Origin of the sequence: Janthinobacterium sp. SUN120, from assembly GCF_030397735.1 — a bacterium.
In the GTDB taxonomy this organism is placed as follows: domain Bacteria; phylum Pseudomonadota; class Gammaproteobacteria; order Burkholderiales; family Burkholderiaceae_D; genus Janthinobacterium; species Janthinobacterium kumbetense.
This window is the reverse complement of the sequence record NZ_JAPUBW010000005.1, coordinates 336051-356706: the sequence shown is the minus strand read 5'-3', so window position 1 is coordinate 356706 and position 20656 is coordinate 336051. Positions and strand designations below refer to the sequence as shown.

At 62.2% G+C, this 20656-nt stretch carries 20 protein-coding genes and 2 tRNA genes; 6 read left to right on the top strand and 16 right to left on the bottom strand.

Translation table 11 applies throughout. From position 1 onward, the window contains the following. Positions 1–8: 8 nt before the first annotated feature. The 7 genes from O0879_RS24355 to hisC form a co-directional block, all read right to left on the bottom strand. Positions 9–1019 carry a porin gene (locus O0879_RS24355; RefSeq protein ID WP_289919200.1) on the bottom strand — a complete coding sequence of 337 codons (1011 nt, stop codon included), beginning with the start codon at positions 1017–1019 and terminating at the stop codon, positions 9–11. Positions 1020–1102: 83 nt separating this feature from the next. After that, positions 1103–1918 (bottom strand): thiazole synthase, encoded by an 816-nt coding sequence (locus O0879_RS24350; protein ID WP_289911914.1) that lies wholly within the window; start codon positions 1916–1918, stop codon positions 1103–1105. Further along, a complete protein-coding gene (locus O0879_RS24345; protein ID WP_289919199.1) occupies positions 1915–3219 on the bottom strand; it encodes a D-amino acid dehydrogenase in 1305 nt (434 codons plus the stop codon). Before O0879_RS24345 ends, O0879_RS24350 begins: the two co-directional genes overlap by 4 nt. Before the next feature lie 16 nt (positions 3220–3235). Beyond that, positions 3236–4300 carry a YeiH family protein gene (locus tag O0879_RS24340; protein WP_251352042.1) on the bottom strand — a complete coding sequence of 355 codons (1065 nt, stop codon included), beginning with the start codon at positions 4298–4300 and terminating at the stop codon, positions 3236–3238. A gap of 207 nt (positions 4301–4507) precedes the next feature. Further along, positions 4508–5377, bottom strand: coding sequence for an NAD(P)-dependent oxidoreductase (locus tag O0879_RS24335; RefSeq protein ID WP_099664806.1), 870 nt, complete (start codon positions 5375–5377; stop codon positions 4508–4510). Between the two features lie 63 nt (positions 5378–5440). Beyond that, positions 5441–5878 (bottom strand): GNAT family N-acetyltransferase, encoded by a 438-nt coding sequence (locus O0879_RS24330; protein WP_289919198.1) that lies wholly within the window; start codon positions 5876–5878, stop codon positions 5441–5443. 4 nt (positions 5879–5882) lie between these two features. Next, positions 5883–6938: a histidinol-phosphate transaminase gene (gene hisC / locus O0879_RS24325; RefSeq protein WP_289919197.1), complete on the bottom strand. Its 1056-nt coding sequence runs from the start codon at positions 6936–6938 to the stop codon at positions 5883–5885. A 124-nt stretch (positions 6939–7062) separates the two neighbouring features. Between hisC and O0879_RS24320 the strand changes: the two genes are divergently transcribed. Then, positions 7063–7725 (top strand): hypothetical protein, encoded by a 663-nt coding sequence (locus O0879_RS24320; RefSeq protein WP_289919196.1) that lies wholly within the window; start codon positions 7063–7065, stop codon positions 7723–7725. Between the two features lie 163 nt (positions 7726–7888). Here the strand turns inward: O0879_RS24320 and O0879_RS24315 are convergent. From O0879_RS24315 to O0879_RS24295, 5 genes are all read right to left on the bottom strand, one after another. Next, positions 7889–7978: transfer RNA gene (locus O0879_RS24315), tRNA-Ser, on the bottom strand. Between the two features lie 347 nt (positions 7979–8325). Then, positions 8326–8415: transfer RNA gene (locus O0879_RS24310), tRNA-Ser, on the bottom strand. Between the two features lie 110 nt (positions 8416–8525). Next, positions 8526–9815, bottom strand: a complete 1290-nt coding sequence (gene serS, locus O0879_RS24305; protein WP_251351832.1) for a serine--tRNA ligase — start codon at positions 9813–9815, stop codon at positions 8526–8528. Positions 9816–9961: 146 nt separating this feature from the next. Beyond that, positions 9962–10165 carry a hypothetical protein gene (locus O0879_RS24300; RefSeq protein ID WP_070254934.1) on the bottom strand — a complete coding sequence of 68 codons (204 nt, stop codon included), beginning with the start codon at positions 10163–10165 and terminating at the stop codon, positions 9962–9964. A 276-nt stretch (positions 10166–10441) separates the two neighbouring features. Continuing rightward, entirely contained in the window at positions 10442–11863 is a 1422-nt protein-coding gene (locus tag O0879_RS24295) for a PLP-dependent aminotransferase family protein (protein ID WP_289919194.1), read from the bottom strand. Between the two features lie 180 nt (positions 11864–12043). Between O0879_RS24295 and O0879_RS24290 the strand changes: the two genes are divergently transcribed. Both O0879_RS24290 and O0879_RS24285 read left to right on the top strand, forming a co-directional pair. Next, a complete protein-coding gene (locus O0879_RS24290) occupies positions 12044–12334 on the top strand; it encodes a DUF2917 domain-containing protein (RefSeq protein WP_289919193.1) in 291 nt (96 codons plus the stop codon). After that, positions 12331–13071 (top strand): NAD(P)-dependent oxidoreductase, encoded by a 741-nt coding sequence (locus tag O0879_RS24285; RefSeq protein WP_289919192.1) that lies wholly within the window; start codon positions 12331–12333, stop codon positions 13069–13071. The genes O0879_RS24290 and O0879_RS24285 overlap by 4 nt, the downstream gene beginning before the upstream one ends. Before the next feature lie 2 nt (positions 13072–13073). Here the strand turns inward: O0879_RS24285 and O0879_RS24280 are convergent, their stop codons facing one another. The 3 genes from O0879_RS24280 to O0879_RS24270 all read right to left on the bottom strand — a co-directional run bounded on the left by O0879_RS24280 (position 13074) and on the right by O0879_RS24270 (position 17487). Continuing rightward, the gene (locus O0879_RS24280) at positions 13074–14393 is read right to left on the bottom strand and encodes a replication-associated recombination protein A (RefSeq protein WP_251351836.1); all 1320 of its coding nucleotides are present in this window, start codon (positions 14391–14393) and stop codon (positions 13074–13076) included. 73 nt (positions 14394–14466) lie between these two features. Then, complete coding sequence (gene lolA / locus O0879_RS24275; protein WP_035826475.1) at positions 14467–15123, bottom strand: outer membrane lipoprotein chaperone LolA; 657 nt, start codon at positions 15121–15123, stop codon at positions 14467–14469. A 3-nt stretch (positions 15124–15126) separates the two neighbouring features. Then, on the bottom strand, positions 15127–17487 hold the full coding sequence (locus tag O0879_RS24270) for a DNA translocase FtsK (RefSeq protein ID WP_289906530.1): 2361 nt from the start codon (positions 17485–17487) through the stop codon (positions 15127–15129). A gap of 216 nt (positions 17488–17703) precedes the next feature. On the opposite strand from O0879_RS24270, the gene trxB reads away from it, so the two are divergent. The 3 genes from trxB to O0879_RS24255 all read left to right on the top strand — a co-directional run bounded on the left by trxB (position 17704) and on the right by O0879_RS24255 (position 20092). Continuing rightward, positions 17704–18657 carry a thioredoxin-disulfide reductase gene (gene trxB / locus O0879_RS24265; RefSeq protein WP_034786153.1) on the top strand — a complete coding sequence of 318 codons (954 nt, stop codon included), beginning with the start codon at positions 17704–17706 and terminating at the stop codon, positions 18655–18657. Between the two features lie 7 nt (positions 18658–18664). Further along, a complete protein-coding gene (locus O0879_RS24260; protein ID WP_099664817.1) occupies positions 18665–19339 on the top strand; it encodes a Smr/MutS family protein in 675 nt (224 codons plus the stop codon). Between the two features lie 123 nt (positions 19340–19462). Then, positions 19463–20092 (top strand): trimeric intracellular cation channel family protein, encoded by a 630-nt coding sequence (locus O0879_RS24255; protein ID WP_034786156.1) that lies wholly within the window; start codon positions 19463–19465, stop codon positions 20090–20092. Positions 20093–20307: 215 nt separating this feature from the next. Here the strand turns inward: O0879_RS24255 and O0879_RS24250 are convergent, their stop codons facing one another. Next, on the bottom strand, positions 20308–20646 hold the full coding sequence (locus tag O0879_RS24250) for a P-II family nitrogen regulator (protein ID WP_034758685.1): 339 nt from the start codon (positions 20644–20646) through the stop codon (positions 20308–20310). Between the last annotated feature and the right edge of the window lie 10 nt (positions 20647–20656).

Sequence of the window (20656 nt, the reverse complement as noted above, 5' to 3'; positions counted from 1 at the left end):
CGTCGCGCTTAGAACTTCAGGCGCATGCCGGCCGTAAAGGCGCTCGAGTTATGCCCAGGCAAGGGCACGCTGCCGCCGCTCGATGCATCGCCGACGAAGTTGGTGCCCGCGCCATCGTTGCTGATACGGCCGTACGAGGTGTACAGATTCGTGCGCTTGGACAAGGCATACGTGTAGCCGATGGCCAACTGGCGCCCGCCGCGGCGCGCATTCGTGCGGTCATCCTTGCGGATGTACGAAGCCATCACGCTGCCCGCCGCACCCACGGGGGCCGACGCGCCCAGCATGTAGTTGCGGAAATCCGTGCCCGCATCGTCCTTGTCCGTTTCATACGCGGCGTGCAGCTTGGCGGGACCGAAGTCGTAGGTGCCGCCCAGCAAGGTGACTTTCGCCGTGTTCAGCGGCGTGTCCTTGCGGTTGTCGTGGGCCAGGGTCAGCACGAGCGGGCCGTTGGCGTAATCGATGGAAAAGTCGATGGTGCGGCCCAGGGTGTTGCTGTCCGGCTTTTCGCCCAGGCCGTACATGACGGCGGCCGACAAGCCGTTCACCTTCGGCGTCTCGTACATGATGGAATTTTTCGTGCGCAGGCTGGCCACGCTCATCAGGTTGATCGAGGCGCCCGTCATGCCCGTCTCGAACGGGTCGATATTGTCCAGCGCGGTGAACAGCGGGTTGTGCTGCAAGCCCAGGTTCACGGCGCCGAAGCCGCCCGACAGGCCCACGTAAGCCTTGCGTCCGAACAAGGCGCCCTGGCGGTTGGCGCCCGTGTCGAGGTCGAGGCCATTTTCCAGCAAGAAGTTAGCTTTCAGATTATTGCCCAGGTCTTCCGTGCCCTTGAAGCCGATGCGGCTGCCCGACTGCACGCCGGTGGCCAGCTTGGTGACGGAACCGTCCGCGCCACCGTGTTCGGACGTCAGGCCCGCGTCGAGCAAGCCGTACACGGTGACGGACGATTGGGCGCTGGCGTTGCCGGCGAAGAAGGAGGCCAGGATGGCTGCCGCTACGAGTGTGTGTTTCATGTCATCTCCAGGTATTGTGGTTTTTATAAACGCTTGAAACGATAATCGACTACGGTGCTGCAATTGCGGGTAAATGCGGTGGCTCAGGCGATCAGCCCGGCCATCGGCGACGAGGGCGAAGCGCTCATGGCGTTCGCTCTCCGGGGCATGCGTCCGGCCAGGTAAGCCTCGCGCCCGCCCTGCACTGCCAGTTTCATGGCGCGCGCCATGCGTATCGGTTCGCGCGCCGCCGCGATGGCGGTATTCATCAGGATGCCGTCGCAACCGAGTTCCATGGCGATGGCCGCGTCCGACGCCGTGCCCACGCCCGCGTCGACCAGCACGGGGACGCGGGCTTGCTCGATGATCAGCGACAAGTTCCACGGATTCAAAATACCCATGCCCGAACCGATCAGTGACGCCAGCGGCATGACGGCGATGCAGCCGAGGTCTTCCAGCATGCGCGCCTGGATGGGGTCGTCGCTGCAATACACCATCACCTGGAAGCCGTCGCGCACCAGCTCCCCGGCCGCCTTCAAGGTTTCCGGCATGTTCGGGAACAAGGTCTTTTCATCGCCCAGCACTTCCAGCTTGCACAGCGGGTGGCCGCCCAGCAGCTCGCGCGCCAGCTGCAAGGTGTAGACGGCGTCGCGCGCGTTGTAGCAGCCGCCCGTGTTGGGCAGGATCGTGTATTTCGATGGCGGGATGAAGTCGAGCAAGTTCGGCTCGCCCTTTTCCTGACCGATATTCACGCGGCGGATCGTCACGGTGACGATGTCGGCGCCGCTCTCTTCGATGGCCAGGCGCGTTTCCTCGAAATCCTTGTATTTACCTGTGCCCACCAGCAGGCGCGACTGGTAGGTGGTGCCGGCCAGGGTCAGGCCGCTGGGTGGCTGGCTGGGGGTGGCGTCGTCTCTCATCGTGGTGCTCTCCTAAGTTGAACCAAAGCGGTCTCTTGCCGGGGCGGCTCGCCGCAAAACGCAAAATCGACTTCCGGCTGGCGTCCCGACACGAGGTCGGCGATCGCCCTGCCCGCGCCGCAGCCCATGGTCCAGCCCAGGGTGCCGTGACCCGTGTTGAGGAACAGCTGGCGGTAGCGCGTGGTGCCGATGTAGGGCACGTTCGACGGCGTCAGGGGGCGCAGGCCGGCCCAGTAGACGGGGTCGCTGTAATCGCAGGCGTGGGGAAACAGCGCCTGCACGCGGCGCGTGATGGCGGCGCAGCGCACGGGATTGAGTTCCCGCGTGTAGCCGTTCAGCTCGCACGTGCCCGCCACGCGCAGGCGCTCGCCCAGGCGCGAAAACACCAATTTATGGCCATCGTCTGTCAGCGAGACGGTCGGTGCGGCGGACGGGTCAAGGATGGGATAGGTGGCGGAATAACCTTTGCCCGGATACAACATCAAGCGTATGCCCAGCGGCTGCAGCAGGGGCGCGGAAAAGCTGCCCATGGCCACCACCACGGCGTCCGCGTATTCCAGGCGGTGGCACCCGTGCGCATCGATGCATTCCGCGCCCGTGATGCGTTCGCCGTCCGCCAGCAGGCGCGTCACGGCGGTGCCGTACTGGAAATCCACGCCGACAGCGGCGGCGCGGGCCGCCAGTGCCGTGGTAAACAGATGCACGTCGCCCGACTCGTCGCTGGCCGTGAAATCGCCGCCGACGATGTGCCGGCGGGCATGGGCCAGGGCAGGTTCCAACCGTATCACTTCATCGGCGCTGACGGTGTTGCGCGGGCAACCCAGCTCGCGCAACAGCGCGGCACCCGCTTGCGATTTGTCAAACTCTTGCTGGTCCGTATAAAAATGCAGGATGCCCCGCTCCAGGTGGTCATACGCGATGCCCGTCTCGCGCCGCAAGGCTTGCAGGCTCTGCCGGCTGTACTCGGCCAGGGCGACGATCTGGCGCATATTGCGCGCCACCCGCGACGGCAGGCATTCGCGCAGATAGTGCAAGGCCCATTGCCATTGCAGCGTATCCAGGCGGGGCCGGAACAGCAGCGGCGCATCGTCCTTGCCCAACCATTTCACAACCTTGCGCAGGGTGGCGGGATTGGCCCACGGTTCCGCATGCGAGACGGATATCTGCCCGCCATTGCCGAAGCTGGTTTCCTGCGCGGCGCCCGCCTGACGCTCGAGCACGCGCACGTCGTGGCCCGCCTGGCGCAAATACCAGGCCGATGCCGTGCCGACCACGCCGGCGCCGAGGACGAGGATCTTCATGGCGGGCCCGCTTCGCTTAGCGCGTCAGCAGGACGGCAATGGCGACGAAGGCGGCAATCCACACCGTTTCCATCACCAGCATGATCACGGGACGCCAGCCCAGCGAGGCCAGCGACTGGAACGACGTTTTCACGCCCAGCGCGGCGATGGCGATGACGAGACAGGCGCGCGAGGCATTGTTGATCCAGCCATTCACTTCCTGCGGGATCAGGCCCAGGCTGTTCGTGATGACGAGCCAGACAAAGCCGATCAGGAAGAACGGTACGAGCGGCGGCGCATCGACTTCGCTCTTGCCATCCTTGCGCTTGAACATGATCGACAGGCCCAGCACGACGGGCACGAGGCACGCGACGCGCGTCAATTTCACGAAGGTGGCCACGTCGCCCGTGTGGTTGCTGACCAGGTAGCCGGCGCCCACCACTTGCGCCACGTCATGGATGGTGCCGCCGATGAACACGCCCGCTTCCGTCGGGTCAAAGCCCAGCAGCTTGACCAGCAGCGGGTAGACGATCATGGCCAGGGTGGACAGCGACGTCACGCCCACCACCGTCAGCAGGGTGAATTTTTCGTTTTCCTTGGTTTGCGGCAGCACGGCCGAGATGGCCAGCGCGGCCGAGGCGCCGCAGATGGCCACGGAACCACCCGACAAAATCCCTTCCGTGATGGGCCGTTTCAGCCACCTGGCCAGCATATAGCCGAAACCCAGGGTGGCGACCAGGCCGCCGACGACGATCAATAAGGGCGTCACGCCCACGGAAGCGATCTGGTTGAAGGTGATGCGCGCGCCCAGCAGGGCCACGCCCGTGCGCAGCAGCACCTTGCTGCAAAACTCAATGCCGGGCTTGCAGGTGGGGTCGGATGCGAGGAAGTGGAAGGCCAGGCCGAAGAACAGCGCATACAGCAACTGGGGGCCGCCGTAATTGCTGGAAATAAAGGTGGCCGACAGGGCGATCACCAGCGCGATGGCCACGCCGGGCCAGCTGCGCAGCACGGCGCGGGGGCGCCAGATGGCGACGGCGGAAGACAGGTAGGGAATGTTCTTGTCGACAACGCGTGTTATCGCTGAGGAGTTGGTTTTCATGCGGGTCCGCTCATAATGTTTTAAAAATTGGGACATTTCATCTCGTTTTTTAATAATACACGATGAGCTAGCGAAGTCCATGCTTTTCCATGAAAATCGAAACCGGATGTTCCGGAAACTGACGTTTTAAGGTTGATGCTGGCGTAAACGACAAGCGGCGCGGCCCTTTGCAGGGACGCGCCGCTCTTTAACTATGAGCCTGAGAGCTTACTTTTTGTTCAGGCGGGTAATCAGGCTGGATGTATCGTAGCGGTTGCCGCCCGCCTGCTGCACTTCGCCATAGAACTGGTCCGTCAAGGTCGTCACGGGCAAGTCGCTGCCGTTGCGCTTGGCTTCGGCGAGGCAGATGCCCAGGTCCTTGCGCATCAGGTCGACGGCGAAGCCGAAGTCGAACTTGCGTTCGATCATGGTCTTGCCCCGGTTTTCCAGCTGCCACGACTGCGCCGCACCCTTGGAAATCACGTCGACGACGAGGGCCGCATCGAGGCCCGCGTTTTCCGCAAAGGCGATGCCTTCGCTCAAGGCTTGCACGAGGCCCGCGATGCAGATCTGGTTGACCATTTTTGTGAGCTGGCCGGAACCGGAAGCACCCATGTAGGTGACGGCGCGCGAGAACAGCGCAATGACGGGCTCGGCCCTTGCATACGCTTCCGCATCGCCGCCCACCATCACGGTCAGCTTGCCGTTTTCCGCGCCCGCCTGGCCGCCGGACACGGGCGCGTCGAGGAAGAACACGCCCTGCTCTTTCGCCGCCGCATGGATGGTGCGCGCCGCTTCGGCGGAAGCCGTCGTATGGTCGATCAGGATGCTGCCCGGCGCCATGGCGGACAGCAAGCCGCCCTCTTCCAGGATGACTTGATACAGATCATTATCGTTGCCGATGCACGTAAACACGAACTCGGCGCCTGCAGCGGCGGCGGCCGGCGTGGCGGCGCTGCTGCCCTTGTGCTGTTCCAGCCAGGCGGCCGCGCGGGCCGGATTGCGGTTGTACACGGTGACGTCGTGCCCGCCCGCCGCCAGGTGACCTGCCATGGGGAAACCCATGACGCCCAAACCGATGAATGCCACTTTTGCCATATTGTCCGTCCTGTCGATGAATGAATCCGATTATTGTTGCACAAACAGTCGCCGCCGGCAGCCTCAAGGCGCGGGGGCGCGCCGATAATACAGGTCGAACTCTTCCTCGCCATCGGGCACGAAGCCGTGACGCACATAGAAGCGGTTCGCCTCGCTGCCGCGCAAGGCGCCCACGCGCACGCTCTTGCAGGCCGCATCGGCCTCTGCAAACACGCGCGCCAGCACGGCCGCGCCCATGCCTTGCCGCTGGTAGCCGGGCGCCAGGTAGAGGTGGTCGAGCAACAGATAGTCCGCTTGCGGCCGCAACACATAGAAGCCGGCCAGCGTGTCGTCATGGCGCAACTGCCAGGTGCGGGCTGGGTCGTAGCTGGCCAGGAAACGATCACGCGCGCGCTGCGGATCATAGCGGCCGATGCGCTCCAGGCTTGCACGCATGGCAGCCACGCGCAGGCTGGCCAGCGCCTCGCCATCGGCCAGGCTGGCAGGCAAGAAGGTCAGCATGGCGTCACAGCAGGTCGCGCAGCGCCGCCACCAGGGCTGCGCATTCGTCCGGGTTGCCGATGCTGATGCGCAAATACTGGCTGATGCGCGGCGCATTGAAATGGCGCACGATCACGGAGCGGGCGCGCAAGCCGGCCGCCAGTTGCGCCGCGTCATGCTGCGGGTGGTGGGCAAACACGAAATTGGCCACCGAGGGCAGCACCTCGAAGCCCAGCGCCGCCAGGTCCGCCGTCAGTTGCTCCCGGCTGGCGATCACGGCCTGGCGCGTCTGCTGGAAATACGCTTCGTCGTGCAGCGACGCGACGGCGCCGGCCAAGGCCAGCCGGTCCAGCGGATACGAATTGAAACTGTTCTTCACTCTTTCCAGCGCCTCGATCAGGTCAGGATGCCCGAAGGCACTGCCCACGCGCAAGCCGGCCAAGGAGCGCGACTTCGAGAACGTCTGCACCACCAGCAAGTTCGGATAACGCTCGACCAGGGACACGGCGCTCTCGCCGCCAAAATCCACATACGCTTCATCGACCACCACGACGGCGTCGGGATGGTCGCGCAGCAGCGCTTCCACGCCGGCCAGCGGCAAGTCCACGCCTGTCGGCGCATTGGGATTAGGAAAGATGATGGCGCCGCACGGCCCCTGGTAGTCTTCCGGACGGATGCGCATGGACTCGTCGAGCGCTACCGTGCGGTAATCGATGCCGTACAGCTTGCAATACACTGGATAGAAGCTGTAGCTGATGTCCGGGAACAGCAGCGGCGCATCGTGCTTGAGCAAGGCCATGAAGGCCAGCGCCAGCACTTCGTCGGAACCGTTGCCGACGAACACTTGCGCGCTGCTCAGTCCGTGGTAAGTGGCCAGGGTTTGCTTCAGTTCGCTGGCGGAAGGGTCCGGATACAGGCGCAGGCTGTCGTTGGCCGCTGCGCGCAGCGCGGCCAGCACCTGCGGTGACGGGCCGTACGGGTTTTCGTTGGTGTTGAGTTTGACCAGGCCGGGCAGTTTCGGTTGCTCGCCCGGGATGTAGGGGGTCAGCTCGCTGACGATGGTGCTCCAGAATCGGCTCATTGCTTTATTGGTGGGGGCAGGATGGGGATACGGTAGATTACCATAGGGTGAGCGGGGTCAAGGCGGACACTATCGGCGAGGAGTAGCGTAGGCGGCATCGGCCCCAACGCGAAGAGGACGCAGCATGAACAGCATGCACAAGCTGAGCGATACGCAGGTGCGGCATGGCGCGCTGACGCAACAGTCACGCCAGCGCAAGATCGATGCGTGGCTGCAGGTCGCAGCCAGTCTCAGCGAGCAGATCACCGTCGAATTGCAGACTGCCACGGAGCAGCTACAGGGCGAAGGAATGGCCGACTTGCAGCGCGTGACGGCGCTGGCGCAACGCCTGGCAAGCAATAGCAAAGCCATGCGCGATACCCTCGGGACACTGTTTGACAGCGGTGAAAAAAGCGAGGAGCATGCAGTGACAAGCACGGAGGATTGCGCCATGGACGAGCAAGTCAACGCACTGGCAAAAGACATGGCCAGTGTGAAACTGGACGTAAAGGATGTAAAGGTCGATGTGGCTGGTCTCAAGGTGGATGTTGCCGGCCTGAAAACGGATGTCACTGGCCTCAAGGTGGGTGTTGCTGGTCTGAAAACTGATGTCGCTGCTCTCAAGACCGATGTCGGCGTTCTCAAGACGGATGTCAGTGGCTTGAAACTGGACCTCGCTGTGGTGCGCTCCAATTATGCGACCAAGTCAGATGTGGCTGAGGCGAAGTCGGCTGTCATCCTGTCGTGCGTGGGGACGATCATTGCCATGTCGGGCGTCGCGTTTGCGGTGGCCAAGCTCGTGCACTAGCTTGCGGTAGTGGGGACGCTGGCTTTCAAAGTCTGAATGGAGGAAAAAACGCCTTGCGCTGCGCGCTTTGGGCGGTTTTTCTACCTGGGTTTGATGCGCTGGTGGCTGGCATCTGTTGTGGGCATAAAAAAAGCTCCCTTGCGGGAGCTTCTCTTATGTATTCTGGCGGAGAGGGTGGGATTCGAACCCACGGTACGATTTAACGTACGCTTGATTTCGAGTCAAGTACATTCGACCACTCTGCCACCTCTCCGTTTACTGCGGTCTATTCGTTCAAACTGACGTGCCTGTTTGAACGAGGCGCTATTTTAGCATGGGGATTGTTGGGTTGGGTAGGGGTTTTATTGGCGATTTGCAACTGAGGGCTGGTAGCCAAACCAAAAAACTGATCGGGCGATTCGGGGAGCCTCGTACAAGGCGCGGCTCGCCTTTGTAGACGCCACCTTGGCGCACGCGTGAAAACCAATTTGACGATTCGGGGAGCCTCGCGCGAGTACGCGCTCGTCTTCGAATCCCACGCGCAAGGCGCGCAGGCGCCTTGCTCCTCTTCGCCGCCACAAATAAAAAAAGCTCCCTTGCGGGAGCTTTCTCTATTTGTTCTGGCGGAGAGGGTGGGATTCGAACCCACGGTACGATTTAACGTACGCTTGATTTCGAGTCAAGTACATTCGACCACTCTGCCACCTCTCCATTTGCTGCGGTCTCTCCCGCATTGCTGCGAGAAGGCAAGATTATAGCAGCCGCTTGAAAAAATGGAAGGACTATTTTGCGCCTTCCATTCACCGGGCTGCCTGAACCTTTCAGGCTTTCAGATGCGTCAGGCCGCCCATGTACGGGCGCAACACGGCCGGGATCTCGACGCTGCCGTCCGCTTGCTGGTAGTTTTCCAGCACGGCCACCAGGGTACGGCCCACTGCCAGGCCGGAGCCGTTCAGGGTGTGCGCCAGTTCCGGCTTGCCGGCCGCGTTGCGGAAACGCGCCTGCATCCGGCGGGCCTGGAAGGCTTCGCAATTCGACAGGGACGAAATCTCGCGGTAGGTGTTTTGCGCCGGCAGCCATACTTCCAGGTCGAAGGTCTTGGTGGCGCCGAAACCCATGTCGCCCGTGCACAGCGACATCACGCGGTATGGCAGACCCAGGCGCTGCAAGATGGCTTCCGCATGGCCGACCATTTCTTCCAGCACCTGGTACGACGTGTCCGGATGCACTACTTGCACCATTTCCACCTTGTCGAACTGGTGCTGGCGGATCATGCCCCGCGTGTCGCGGCCGTAGCTGCCCGCTTCCGAGCGGAAGCATGGCGTGTGGGCCGTCATTTTCAGGGGCAATTGATCGAGCGCCAGGATTTCATCGCGGGCGATGTTGGTCAGCGACACTTCCGATGTGGGGATCAGGTAGAAGGTCTCGCCCTCGCCTTCCGCGCCGCCTTTTTTCACCGAGAACAGATCGGCTTCGAATTTCGGCAACTGGCCCGTGCCGCGCAAGGAATCGGCGTTGACCATGTACGGGGTATAGCATTCCGTGTAGCCGTGCTCGTCCACATGCGTATTCAGCATGAATTGCGCCAGTGCGCGGTGCAAACGGGCGATGCCGCCCTTCATGACGGAAAAGCGCGAACCGGTCAGCTTGGTAGCCACTTCGAAGTCGAGGCCCAGCGGGCCACCCACGTCGACGTGATCCTTGACCTCGAAATCGAAGGTGCGCGGCGTGCCGACCTTGCGCACTTCCACGTTGCCCGACTCGTCCGTGCCCAGGGGCGACGATTCATGCGGCAAATTCGGCACGGCCATGATGAAATCGCTCAGCTTGGCTTGAACCAGGGTCAGGGCCGCTTCATCGGCTTTCAGCTCATCGCCCAGGCCAGCCACTTGCGCCATCACGGCCGAGGTGTCTTCCCCCTTGCCTTTCAACATGCCGATTTGCTTGGACAGCGCATTGCGCTTGCCCTGCAGCTCTTCGGTGCGCGTCTGGATCGCCTTGCGTTCGGCTTCGAGGGCGGTAAAGCCTGCCACGTCGAGCTGGAATTTGCGCGTCGCCAGGCGTTCTGCGACGGTGGCGATGTCTTTACGGAGAAGTTGGATATCTATCATGGGTGGATGGCGGTGCCGATGTATCGAAAGCACTCATTGTACCAAGACCCAGTTCACTTCGATGAGTTTTGCGCAAGGTCAACCATCGTCATGGCGGCCTGGCCGGGCACTCGCGCCCGCTTTACATTTTCTGCTTGGCTTATTGCTTAAATGAACGCGGCTTTTTCGGCAGCCGTCAGGCGGCGGGCGCTGACGGTAACGACAGGCATTGTACTGTCTGCGGCCTGGGCGATCACGGTGCTGCTGGCGCTCACTTCCAGGGTATTCGCGCCGGCGGTGGCGAAGCTGGCGCCGATGGCGATGATGGCGGCGGCGACAAAGGTGATTTCCATGTTTTTCAGTGCGTTCATGATGTAACTCCTGGTTAGTTTGTTTCGTTGACTGCTGCTGGTATGGTGGTACTTTAGCCAACGGCCGCAAACAACGCCACCGGCTTGCGACCAGCGGCGAAAAACAGGGAGCGAACGGTGAAAATGGGGGACTGAAGGGAAAACAAGGGAATGAACAATGCCTGACAAAACCGTAGCGAGCGGCAGTGATTTGTGGCTAAGAAGCGCAACCGTGCTAGAGCACGGTGAGCATCGCAGGCCGCAAAGCGCGCCGCGCAGCAGGTTTTGACAGGCGTTCTACAAGGCGTCCTTGACCAGACGCCCTAACCGGCCGATAGCCTGCTCGATGCGCGGCGTCCACGCATTGCCGCAATTGAGGCGCAGATAATTGCCGAACTTGCCCGAGGCCGAGAACAGCTGGCCCGGCATATACGCCACGCCGTCCGCGATGGCCTGGCCATGCAGGGCCAGCGCATCGACTTGCGGCGGCATCTGCACCCACAGCACGAAACCGCCCTGCGGCTCGGACAGCATGCAGTCCGCCGGAAAGCTGGCCGCCACGGCGTCGGACATGCGGGCGATGCGCTGCACCAGGGTGCGCCGCATCTTGCGCAGCTGCTGGTCGTAGCTGCTGCCTTCCAGAAAGTCGGCCAGCACGGCCTGGAAGAAATGGCTGGTGGCGCCGCTCGACACGGTTTTCAGCAGCGCCACTTCCTGCGCGAAACGCCCGGCCAGCACGTAGCCCACGCGCGACGCGGGGGTGATCGCCTTGGAAAACGAAGAGCACAACAGCACATTGCCGCTCGTGTCGTAGGCTTTCACGGGCCACGGCCGCTGCGGCGCAAAGCACAGGTCGCCATATACGTCGTCTTCCACCAGCGGAATATTGAATTCCGACAGCAGCCCCGCCAGCCGCTTCTTGTTTACTTCCGGCATGACGCAGCCGAGCGGGTTGTTCGCGTTCGGCACGAACAGGCACGCTTGCACGAGGCCGGCGCGCAAGGCCAGTTCCAGCGCGTCGAGCGACGGCCCCGTCTTCGGGTCGGTGGGAATTTCCAGCGCCTTCATGCCCAGGCTTTCGATCATCTGCAGCAGCACGAAATACGTGGCCGACTCGATGGCGATGGTGTCGCCCGGCTTGGCGACGGCGCGCAGGCACAGGCTGATCGCTTCCGTGCAGGAATTCGTCACGACGATCTCGTGCGGGTCGAGCTTGCCCCAGTCCAGCGCCCGGCGCGCCACCTGGCGCAGGAAATTGCCTTCGCTGATGTCGTAGCAGCTGACTTTACTCAGCAGGACGGGATCGCGCCGCGCCACCGCGCTGATGGTGCGCTGCATGCGCTTGATCGGCAGGATCTCGTCGGGCGGCCATGCCGTGCCCAACTGCACGATATTCGCCGTTTCGTTATCCTTCAGCACGCGCATCAACAGATTGTTGATGCCGACAAAGGCCGGCTCCTTCAGGTGCTGGGCGTCGGCGCTGCAGGGCCGGCGCGGCGCCCGGTGGCGCACGAAATAGCCGGACTGGGGCCGCGCATCGACTTGCCCCCGGTCTTCCATCAGGCGCAAGGCTTGCATCACGGTACTGATGGAAATGCGCTTTTGCTGCGCCAGGTGGCGTATCGACGGCAGGCGGTCGCCGGGCGCGAACACGCGCGAGTCGATCAGCGCGCCCAGCTCGTTGGCCAGGTGCTCATACAGATTCAAATGCGCGCTCATGTTCATCCCTTCAGTATGCGGCGGCCGCGCGGGGCCGGCACAGATACAGTTGCCCGCTTTTTTGATAAGCACAGTCTACGGCGAAGTGTACTGTATTCATCACAATTTCGTTTTCCTGCATCTGTCATGGTTCACGGCAAGGGCCTAAGCTGTTCCTGTCAGCACAACAGGAGCGACGCCATGCATACCGACCACGAATTACGCAGCGAACGGCCCTTACGCCTGGAAAAAGCGCACGCCAAGGTCATCGAATGCCTGTCCGGCATGGCGTGGATCACGGCCTACGCCCAGTTCGAGGATTGCGTGCTGCGCAGCGGCGAACGCTACACGATACCGAATGACGGCCTGGTGCTGGTCGAAGCCGTGGGTAGCGGACACATCCGCGTCCACGGCACAAGCGCACCGCGCCCCGTCCTGCTGCGCTGGCTGAACCTGGCACTGCCTCACACCTTGAATACTAGGAATACATGACTCAAGCACCACCACTGCGCGTCCTCGTCACGGGCGCCGCCGGCGTTATCGGCACCGTTTTCTGGAAGAGCCGGCACGGGGAATTTTCCCTGCGCCTGGCCGACCTGCACACAAGCAAGCTGGCCGAAGCGCCCTGCCCGTTCATTCAGCTCGACGTGAGCAACTACGCCGCCTGCCTGGCCGCCTGCGCCGGCATCGACGTGGTGCTGCACCTGGCCGGCGTGCCGCACGCCAGCGCCGATTTCGATGCGCAACTGCTGCAACCGAACGTCATCGGCACGCACAACATCTTCCGCGCGGCGCAGGCGCAAGGCGTGAAAAGAGTCGTGTTCGCCAGCAGCGCACAAGCCATCGAAGGCTACCCGCTCGACGTACAGGTGCACGAGCACATGCCGGCGCGCCCGGCGAACATGTATGGCGCCAGCAAGGCCTTCGGCGAAGGCGTGGCCTCCGCATTCGCCCACCAGCATGGCATGACGGCGATCGCCGTGCGCATCGCCAACGTGGCGCAGTTTGAGAAAGGTCAACAACACAGCGCGCGCGACGTCGCCGCCTTCATCAGCGAGCGCGACGTGGTGCAATTGCTGGCCCGCTGCATCGCCGCCGACGTGCCGCCCGGCTACCACGTCGTGCATGGGGTGTCGGACAACCGCTATAAACGCTTGTCGATCGCAGCGACGCGCCAGCTGGTGGGCTACGCACCGCAGGATGACGGTTTTACCTTGCTGGGCCTGTAGTATCAGCCCTTGCCGGCTGGCTTTCCCGCTTTGCGGTCCAGCTCGCGCAGCCAGGCCAATTTATCGGCGATCTTGCTTTCCAGGCCGCGCGGCACGGGCTGGTACCAGCCTGGTTCCGCCATGCCGTCCGGAAAATACGTTTCACCGGCCGCATACGCATCAGGTTCATCGTGCGCATAGCGGTAGGCGTGGCCGTAGCCCAGTTCCTTCATCAGCTTCGTCGGCGCATTGCGCAAGTGCACGGGCACTTCCTTCGATTTATCTTTCTTGACGAAGGCCATGGCCGTGTTGAACGCGTTGTAGCCGGCATTGCTTTTCGCGGCAATCGCCAGGTAAATCACGGCCTGGCCCAGCGCCAGCTCGCCTTCGGGCGAACCGAGCCGTTCATATGTTTCCGCCGCGTCATTGACCATGGTCAAAGCGCGGGGATCGGCCAGACCGATGTCTTCCCAGGCCATGCGCACGATGCGCCGCGACAAATAACGGGGGTCGGCGCCGCCGTCGATCATGCGGCAAAACCAGTACAGGGCCGCGTCCGGGTTGGAACCGCGCACGGACTTGTGCAGGGCGGAAATCTGGTCATAGAAATTATCGCCGCCCTTGTCGAAGCGGCGCGAATTCAAGGTCAGCGCATTGTCGACGAAGGCCGCGTCGATTTTGGTCGTGCCCGTCGAGCTGGCAGCCGTCTCGGCCTGCTCCAGCAAATTCAAGAAGCGCCGCGCATCGCCATCCGCGTAGCCGATCAGGGTGTCGGCCGCCGCCTCGTCGAAGCTCAGGTGCGTCAAGGCCGTGGACTGCGCCTTGGCCAGCAACTGCTTCATCTCGTCTTCGTTGAGCGATTTCAGCACATACACTTGCGCGCGCGACAGCAGCGCCGAATTGACTTCGAAGCTGGGGTTTTCCGTCGTCGCGCCGATGAACGTCACCAGGCCTGATTCGACGAAGGGCAGCAAGGCGTCTTGTTGCGATTTATTAAACCTGTGGATCTCGTCGACGAACAATAAGGTGTGCTTGCCGAACTGGTCCAGGCTGTGGCGGGCCTGGTCCATGGCTGCGCGGATATCTTTCACGCCAGCAAACACGGCCGACAAGGCGATGAATTCGCTGTCGAAGGCATTCGCCATCAGGCGCGCCAGGGTGGTCTTGCCCACGCCGGGCGGCCCCCATAAAATCATCGAATGGGCCTTGCCCGCCTCGAACGCGAGGCGCAGCGGCTTGCCCGCGCCCAGCAGGTGCGTCTGGCCGATGACTTCGTTCAGGGTGGCTGGCCGCAAGGCTTCGGCCAGCGGCTGGCGCGGTGCGGTGGAAAAGAGATCCGCCATAATGAGTTACCTAATAAGAATGCAAAAGCCCCGCATCGCTGCGAGGCCGGCTCATACGCAAGGCGCGACAGTCTTAATTATTAATGACGTCGGCGCCCTTGGGCATGACAAATTTAAAGTGATTGGCCGAAAGCGCCGGATTCTTCTGGAAGTTCTTGAACGCCAGCACCGACGTCTGACCGAACGAATCGCGCAATTCCATCGCTTCCGGCACGCCGTTGCGCAGGCCGATGGTGATTTCGTCGAAAGTCGTATCCTTGGCTTTCGGCGTCGCTTTCAGCCATTCCAGGCCATCGCGCGTGCCCGCTTCGGCCAGGGTGAAATTCTTTTCCAGGTCGTTGCTGCCGAACAAGATGGCCGCCGGCGAGGAACCGAGCGCGTCGCCCAGTTTCTTGACCGTCACCTGGCTCAAGTCCTTGTCGTAGATATACAGCTTGTCGCCGTCGGCTTGCAGCAACTGCTCGTACGGCTTCAGGTAGGTCCAGATGAACTTGCCCGGACGGGCAAACTCGAACGTGCCGCTGGCGGGCGTCGACACTTTCGCCTTGCCGCTGGCGTCCGCCTTCTTGACTTGACGCTGCACGAACTCGCCCTTGGCCGACTTGGTGCCGGCAGCAAAGCTCTTGAATTGCTCCAACGCGCTGGCCGAGGCGCTGGCAGCGAACAACAGGCTGCAGGCAACGCTGGCCGCGCCGATCATCATTTTTGCTGCGAAAGTATTGCTTTTCATTCTTTACCCTTGTTCGGCACTTGCCGCCGGCACCAGGATTTCCCGGTTGCCATTGGATTGCATGGTTGATACCACCCCGCTCTGCTCCATCTGCTCGAGCAGACGGGCGGCGCGGTTGTAGCCGATGCGCAAATGGCGCTGCACCAGCGAAATCGAGGCGCGGCGGTTTTTCAGCACCACCGCCACCGCCTGGTCGTACAGGGCATCGGCCTCGCCGCCGCCCTCTCCCGGCGCGCCGCCTTCGGCGCCGTCGCCTTCCAGAGTGCCGCCTTCGAGGATGCCCTCGATGTAATTCGGTTCGCCCTGCAGCTTCAAATGGCTGACGACGCGGTGGACTTCTTCATCGGACACAAACGCGCCGTGCACGCGCATCGGCAAGCCGGTGCCGGGCGGCATGTACAGCATGTCACCCATGCCCAGCAGGGTTTCCGCGCCCATCTGGTCCAAAATGGTGCGCGAGTCGATCTTCGACGATACCTGGAAGGCGATACGCGTGGGAATGTTGGCCTTGATCAAGCCCGTGATCACGTCTACAGATGGGCGCTGCGTGGCCAGAATCAAGTGCAAGCCGGCGGCGCGTGCCTTTTGCGCGATACGCGCGATCAATTCCTCGACTTTTTTGCCCACCACCATCATCAAATCGGCCAGCTCGTCGATGATGATGACGATGGTCGGCAGTTTTTCCAGCGGTTCCGGCGCATCCGGCGTCAGGCTGAACGGATTCGGGATGTGTTCTTCGCGCTTTTTCGCGTCGGCAATCTTCGCGTTGTAGCCGGCCAGGTTACGCACGCCCATCTTGCTCATCAGCTTATAGCGGCGCTCCATCTCGTTCACGGCCCAGTTCAGCGCATGGCCGGCCTGGCGCATGTCCGTCACGACGGGCGCCAGCAAGTGCGGAATGCCTTCGTAGACGGACATTTCCAGCATCTTCGGATCGATCAGGATCAAACGCACGTCGAGCGGGTCGGATTTGTACAGCAGAGACAGTATCGTCGCATTGATGCCGACCGACTTGCCGGAACCGGTGGTGCCGGCCACCAGCAAGTGGGGCATCTTGGCCAAATCGGCCACGACGGGCTTGCCGGCGATATCCTTGCCCAGCGCAATCGTCAGGCTGGACACGCCATCGTTGTAGACCTTGGAGCCGAGGATTTCCGTCAGGCGCACGATCTGGCGCTTGCTGTTCGGCAATTCCAAGGCCATGTAATTCTTGCCGGGAATGGTTTCCACCACCCGGATCGACGTCAAGGACAGCGAACGGGCCAGGTCGCGCGCCAGGCCGACGATCTGGCTGCCTTTGACGCCCGTGGCCGGCTCGATTTCATAGCGCGTCACCACAGGGCCGGGGTAAGCGGCCACTACCTTGGCATCCACGCCAAAGTCCGAGAGTTTCTTTTCGATCAGGCGGCTCGTGAATTCCAGGGTTTCCACGGAAACCGTTTCCACCACGGGCGGCGCCTCGTCCAGCAGCGACAAGGGCGGCAGCTTGCCATCGCCCAGGTTCTCGAACAGATGGGCCTGGCGTTCCTTTTCCACGCGCTCCGATTTCACCACCGTCACAACCTGCGGCTCGATCTTCACGGGCGGCGCGGCCACGTGCTTTTCCACGTGCTTGGCCCGCTCGATGACCACCACTTCGTCGCGGCGCACGGCGGCCACTTCGCCCTGGCGGCGGTCTTCGCGGTCCTGGTAGCGCAGCACGAACCAGTTGAAAGCGTCTTCGATGGCGCCGCCGATGCGCTCGGCCACTTGCAGCCAGGACACATGGAAGAACAGGCTGAAACCCAGGCCAAACAGCAGCAACAGCAATAAAGTGGCGCCCGTGAAACCGAAGGCCACGTGGGCCGAGTGCCCCACCAGCTGGCCCAGCACGCCGCCCGGATCGCGCGGCAGCTGCACGTGCAGGCTTTTCGCCATGCGCAGGTATTCGAGGCCCATGCTGCCGATCAGCATGATGGAGAAGCCGACGATGCGGATCAGCATCTCGACATGGTGCTCGCGCTCCACCTCTTCCTCTTCCAGCAGGAAGCGCTTACTCAGGCGCCGGTAGCCATTCCACACCGTCCGCAGCAGCCACACGCACCACCACCAGGCGGAAAAACCGAAGATATACAGCAACAGATCGGAAAAGGTGGCACCCAGCTTGCCACCCAGGTTGGCGACCTTGTCGACGTTGGTGGCGTGCGACCAGCCAGGGTCGAGCTTGTTGAAGCTGGCCAGGATCAGCACGAAATACAAGGCAAACGCGGCCAGCGCGAACCAGCGCGCCTCGGACAACAGCCGCACCAGCCGGTTGGGCAGGGGCCGGCGTTCGACCGGTTTTCGGGTGTAGCTATTTTGATTGGCCTGGGCTGGTTTAGTCATTCTGGGAAGCGCTGCAAGGTGAAAAATGTTTCTGAAAGGGAATTTCCCATAATAAGGAAGTATTCTAAGCCATATATGCCCCGGACGGCCCCACGATTCGTCGCTACAGGCGGCTTGGTCTATAATCGTGGATTGCTTGCGCAAGCGCAATACGCCCTTGTTCTTCGCGCGTATGCCCCCAATTCGGATAGACCCCACTCATAGAGAAGCCTCATTATGACCACTACCAAACACGCCCGCGTTTTGATCCTCGGCTCCGGCCCAGCCGGCTACAGCGCCGCCGTCTACGCCGCCCGCGCCAACCTGAACCCGATGCTGGTCACCGGCGTGGAACAAGGCGGTCAGCTGATGACCACCACCGACGTGGAAAACTGGCCAGGCGACCCGATGGGCGTGCAAGGTCCGGACCTGATGCAGCGCCTGCTGCAGCACGCCGAGCGTTTCAATACGGAAATCGTGTTTGACCACATCCACACCACTTTCCTGAATGAAAAACCGATCCGCCTGAAGGGCGACAGCCACGAATACACGTGCGACACCCTGATCATCGCCACGGGCGCATCCGCGCAATACCTGGGCCTGCCATCGGAAGCGGAATTCATGGGCAAGGGCGTGTCCGCCTGCGCCACCTGCGATGGCTTCTTCTACCGCAACCAGGAAGTGGCCGTCGTCGGCGGCGGCAACACGGCCGTCGAAGAAGCGCTGTACCTGTCGAACATCGCCAATAAAGTCACCCTGATCCACCGCCGCGACAAGTTCCGCGCGGAAGCGATTTTGATCGACCGCCTGAACGCCAAGGTTGCCGAAGGCAAGATTGTGTTGAAATATAACCACACCCTGGACGAAGTGACGGGCAACGAAGGCGGCGTGACGGGCTTGAACATCAAGTCGACCATCGACGGCAAGGTTGAAGCGCTGAGCGTGCACGGCGTGTTCATCGCCATCGGCCACAAGCCGAACACGGGCATCTTCGAAGGCCAGCTGGAAATGCACAACGGCTACATCAAGACCAAGACGGGCCTGGAAGGCATGGCCACCGCCACCAGCGCGCCGGGCGTGTTTGCCGCCGGCGACGTGCAAGACCACATCTACCGCCAGGCCATCACCAGCGCCGGCACGGGTTGCATGGCAGCACTGGACGCCCAGCGCTACCTGGAAGGCCAGGAGTAAGCGTCGCATGGCGTCGATGAAAGACTTTGCCGACCTGAAAGCGGTCAGCAAGCAGCTCAAGGAGCAGGCGGACGCGCGCGCGCAAGCTGCGGCGGAGCGCGTCCAGCAAGCCAAGGTGCAGGCCGTGGAAAGCAATCTGTTCAAGGCCAGCATCGGCGGCGTCAAGCGCCTGCCCGAGTCGGACCGCTACGTGCCCAGCCTGCCCAAGGCCGGTGCCATGGCGGCCCAGCAGCCGGCACGCAAGCTGTCGCCGGAAGAGGACGATGCGGCCGTGCTGCGCGAATCGCTGTCGGACTTGTTCGAAGTCGACCACTACCTGGAAAACGATCCGGCCCTGAACTACGCCCGCCCCGGCGTGGGACCGGACGTCGTAAAAAAGATGCGCAAGGGCCACTGGCCCGTGCAGGATGAGCTGGACTTGCACGGCTTGCGCCGCGACGAGGCGCGCGACGGCATCGGCGCCTTCCTGAACCAGGCGACAAGGCGCAAGCTACGCTGCGTGCGCGTGATCCACGGCAAGGGTTTCGGCTCGAAAGGCCAGGAACCGGTCTTGAAATCGATGGTGCACAGCTGGCTCGTGCAAAAGGATGAAGTCATCGCCTTTTGCCAGGCGCGCCGCTCCGAAGGGGGCGATGGCGCGCTGGTGGTATTGCTTTCTTCCGCACTGCAGCCCATCCGCTAGGCTTGACAGCAAGCAATTACAATTCAGTCACCAGTTCCGCACTGCACACGGCCCCGTTTGTCACCATTCGGGGCCGTGTCATGTTAACCTGTGACAATTATTTCCTGCTCAAGCGCTCCACCCATGATGCCACCCCAATTGCCGCCTGGCTCGCTGATCAAGATCATTGAGGTCATCGCCATCCTGGTGGGCGCGTTTTCCGGCTTCATCGAAGCGCGCCGCAAGCGCATGGACCTGGTCGGCGTGTTCGTCGTGGCCTTCATCACGGCATTCGGCGGCGGCACCCTGCGCGACATCCTGCTCGACAAGCGGCCCCTGTTCTGGGTGTCGCACCAGGAATACGCAATTTTGATCTTCGTGCTGGCCCTGACGGCCGCGCCCCTGATCCAGCATTTGCGCCAGATCGTCTCGGAACGCCTGATCGTCATCGCCGACGCCATCGGCCTGGGCATGTTCGCCATCGCGGGCGTGGCTGAAGCGATGCGCGCCGGCATGCCGATCTTTATAGCCTCGATGATGGGGGTGATTACGGGGATTTTCGGCGGCGTGATGCGCGACATCGTCTGTAACGAAGTGCCGATGGTGTTTCGCGACGGCAAACCGTATGCGATCTGCGCGTTTTTCGGCTGCTGGGCTTATTTATTGCAGATGCACTTCGGCGCCGAGCACGACTTCGCGCTGTGGACCAGCGCCAGCGGCATCACCATCTTGCGCCTGATATGCTGGAAATTCGACATGCGCTTGGGGCGCTGAACGGTGCTGATGCGTAATCCATAATATTATTGGCAACTCATGTCGGATTACGCGCTGGCGCTAATCCGACCTACGGTCTGCTGAAGAACATCTACATAGCGCCTGCCAGAAGCGTAGCGAGCGGCAGCGATTTGTGGCTAAGAAGCGCAACCGTGCTGAAGCACGGTGAGCATCGCAGGCCGCAAAGCACGACGCGCAGTAGCTTATGGCTGGTGCTAGACGGCGTCTGGACCCGTTTCGCCCGTGCGGATGCGGATGACCTGCTCCACGTCGCGCACGAAGATCTTGCCATCGCCAATCTTGCCCGTGCGGGCCGCCTTGATGATGGCGTCGACCACCAGTTCCGACACGCTGTCGTCCACCACCACTTCGACTTTGACTTTCGGCAAGAAGTCGACCACATACTCGGCGCCACGGTACAGCTCGGTATGGCCTTTCTGGCGGCCAAAGCCCTTTACTTCCGTCACGGTCAAGCCCGTCACGTTCACATCGGCCAGGGCCTCGCGTACTTCGTCGAGCTTGAATGGTTTGATGATGGCGGTAATCTGTTTCATGGCTACTCCT

Bases quoted from the DNA above. Each gene is read 5' to 3' on its own strand.
- O0879_RS24355 (WP_289919200.1), bottom strand. From the start codon at position 1,019: ATGAAACACACACTCGTAGCGGCAGCCATCCTGGCCTCCTTCTTCGCC.
- O0879_RS24350 (WP_289911914.1), bottom strand. From the start codon at position 1,918: ATGAGAGACGACGCCACCCCCAGCCAGCCACCCAGCGGCCTGACCCTG.
- O0879_RS24345 (WP_289919199.1), bottom strand. From the start codon at position 3,219: ATGAAGATCCTCGTCCTCGGCGCCGGCGTGGTCGGCACGGCATCGGCC.
- O0879_RS24340 (WP_251352042.1), bottom strand. From the start codon at position 4,300: ATGAAAACCAACTCCTCAGCGATAACACGCGTTGTCGACAAGAACATT.
- O0879_RS24335 (WP_099664806.1), bottom strand. From the start codon at position 5,377: ATGGCAAAAGTGGCATTCATCGGTTTGGGCGTCATGGGTTTCCCCATG.
- O0879_RS24330 (WP_289919198.1), bottom strand. From the start codon at position 5,878: ATGCTGACCTTCTTGCCTGCCAGCCTGGCCGATGGCGAGGCGCTGGCC.
- hisC (WP_289919197.1), bottom strand. From the start codon at position 6,938: ATGAGCCGATTCTGGAGCACCATCGTCAGCGAGCTGACCCCCTACATC.
- O0879_RS24320 (WP_289919196.1), top strand. From the start codon at position 7,063: ATGAACAGCATGCACAAGCTGAGCGATACGCAGGTGCGGCATGGCGCG.
- serS (WP_251351832.1), bottom strand. From the start codon at position 9,815: ATGATAGATATCCAACTTCTCCGTAAAGACATCGCCACCGTCGCAGAA.
- O0879_RS24300 (WP_070254934.1), bottom strand. From the start codon at position 10,165: ATGAACGCACTGAAAAACATGGAAATCACCTTTGTCGCCGCCGCCATC.
- O0879_RS24295 (WP_289919194.1), bottom strand. From the start codon at position 11,863: ATGAGCGCGCATTTGAATCTGTATGAGCACCTGGCCAACGAGCTGGGC.
- O0879_RS24290 (WP_289919193.1), top strand. From the start codon at position 12,044: ATGCATACCGACCACGAATTACGCAGCGAACGGCCCTTACGCCTGGAA.
- O0879_RS24285 (WP_289919192.1), top strand. From the start codon at position 12,331: ATGACTCAAGCACCACCACTGCGCGTCCTCGTCACGGGCGCCGCCGGC.
- O0879_RS24280 (WP_251351836.1), bottom strand. From the start codon at position 14,393: ATGGCGGATCTCTTTTCCACCGCACCGCGCCAGCCGCTGGCCGAAGCC.
- lolA (WP_035826475.1), bottom strand. From the start codon at position 15,123: ATGAAAAGCAATACTTTCGCAGCAAAAATGATGATCGGCGCGGCCAGC.
- O0879_RS24270 (WP_289906530.1), bottom strand. From the start codon at position 17,487: ATGACTAAACCAGCCCAGGCCAATCAAAATAGCTACACCCGAAAACCG.
- trxB (WP_034786153.1), top strand. From the start codon at position 17,704: ATGACCACTACCAAACACGCCCGCGTTTTGATCCTCGGCTCCGGCCCA.
- O0879_RS24260 (WP_099664817.1), top strand. From the start codon at position 18,665: ATGGCGTCGATGAAAGACTTTGCCGACCTGAAAGCGGTCAGCAAGCAG.
- O0879_RS24255 (WP_034786156.1), top strand. From the start codon at position 19,463: ATGATGCCACCCCAATTGCCGCCTGGCTCGCTGATCAAGATCATTGAG.
- O0879_RS24250 (WP_034758685.1), bottom strand. From the start codon at position 20,646: ATGAAACAGATTACCGCCATCATCAAACCATTCAAGCTCGACGAAGTA.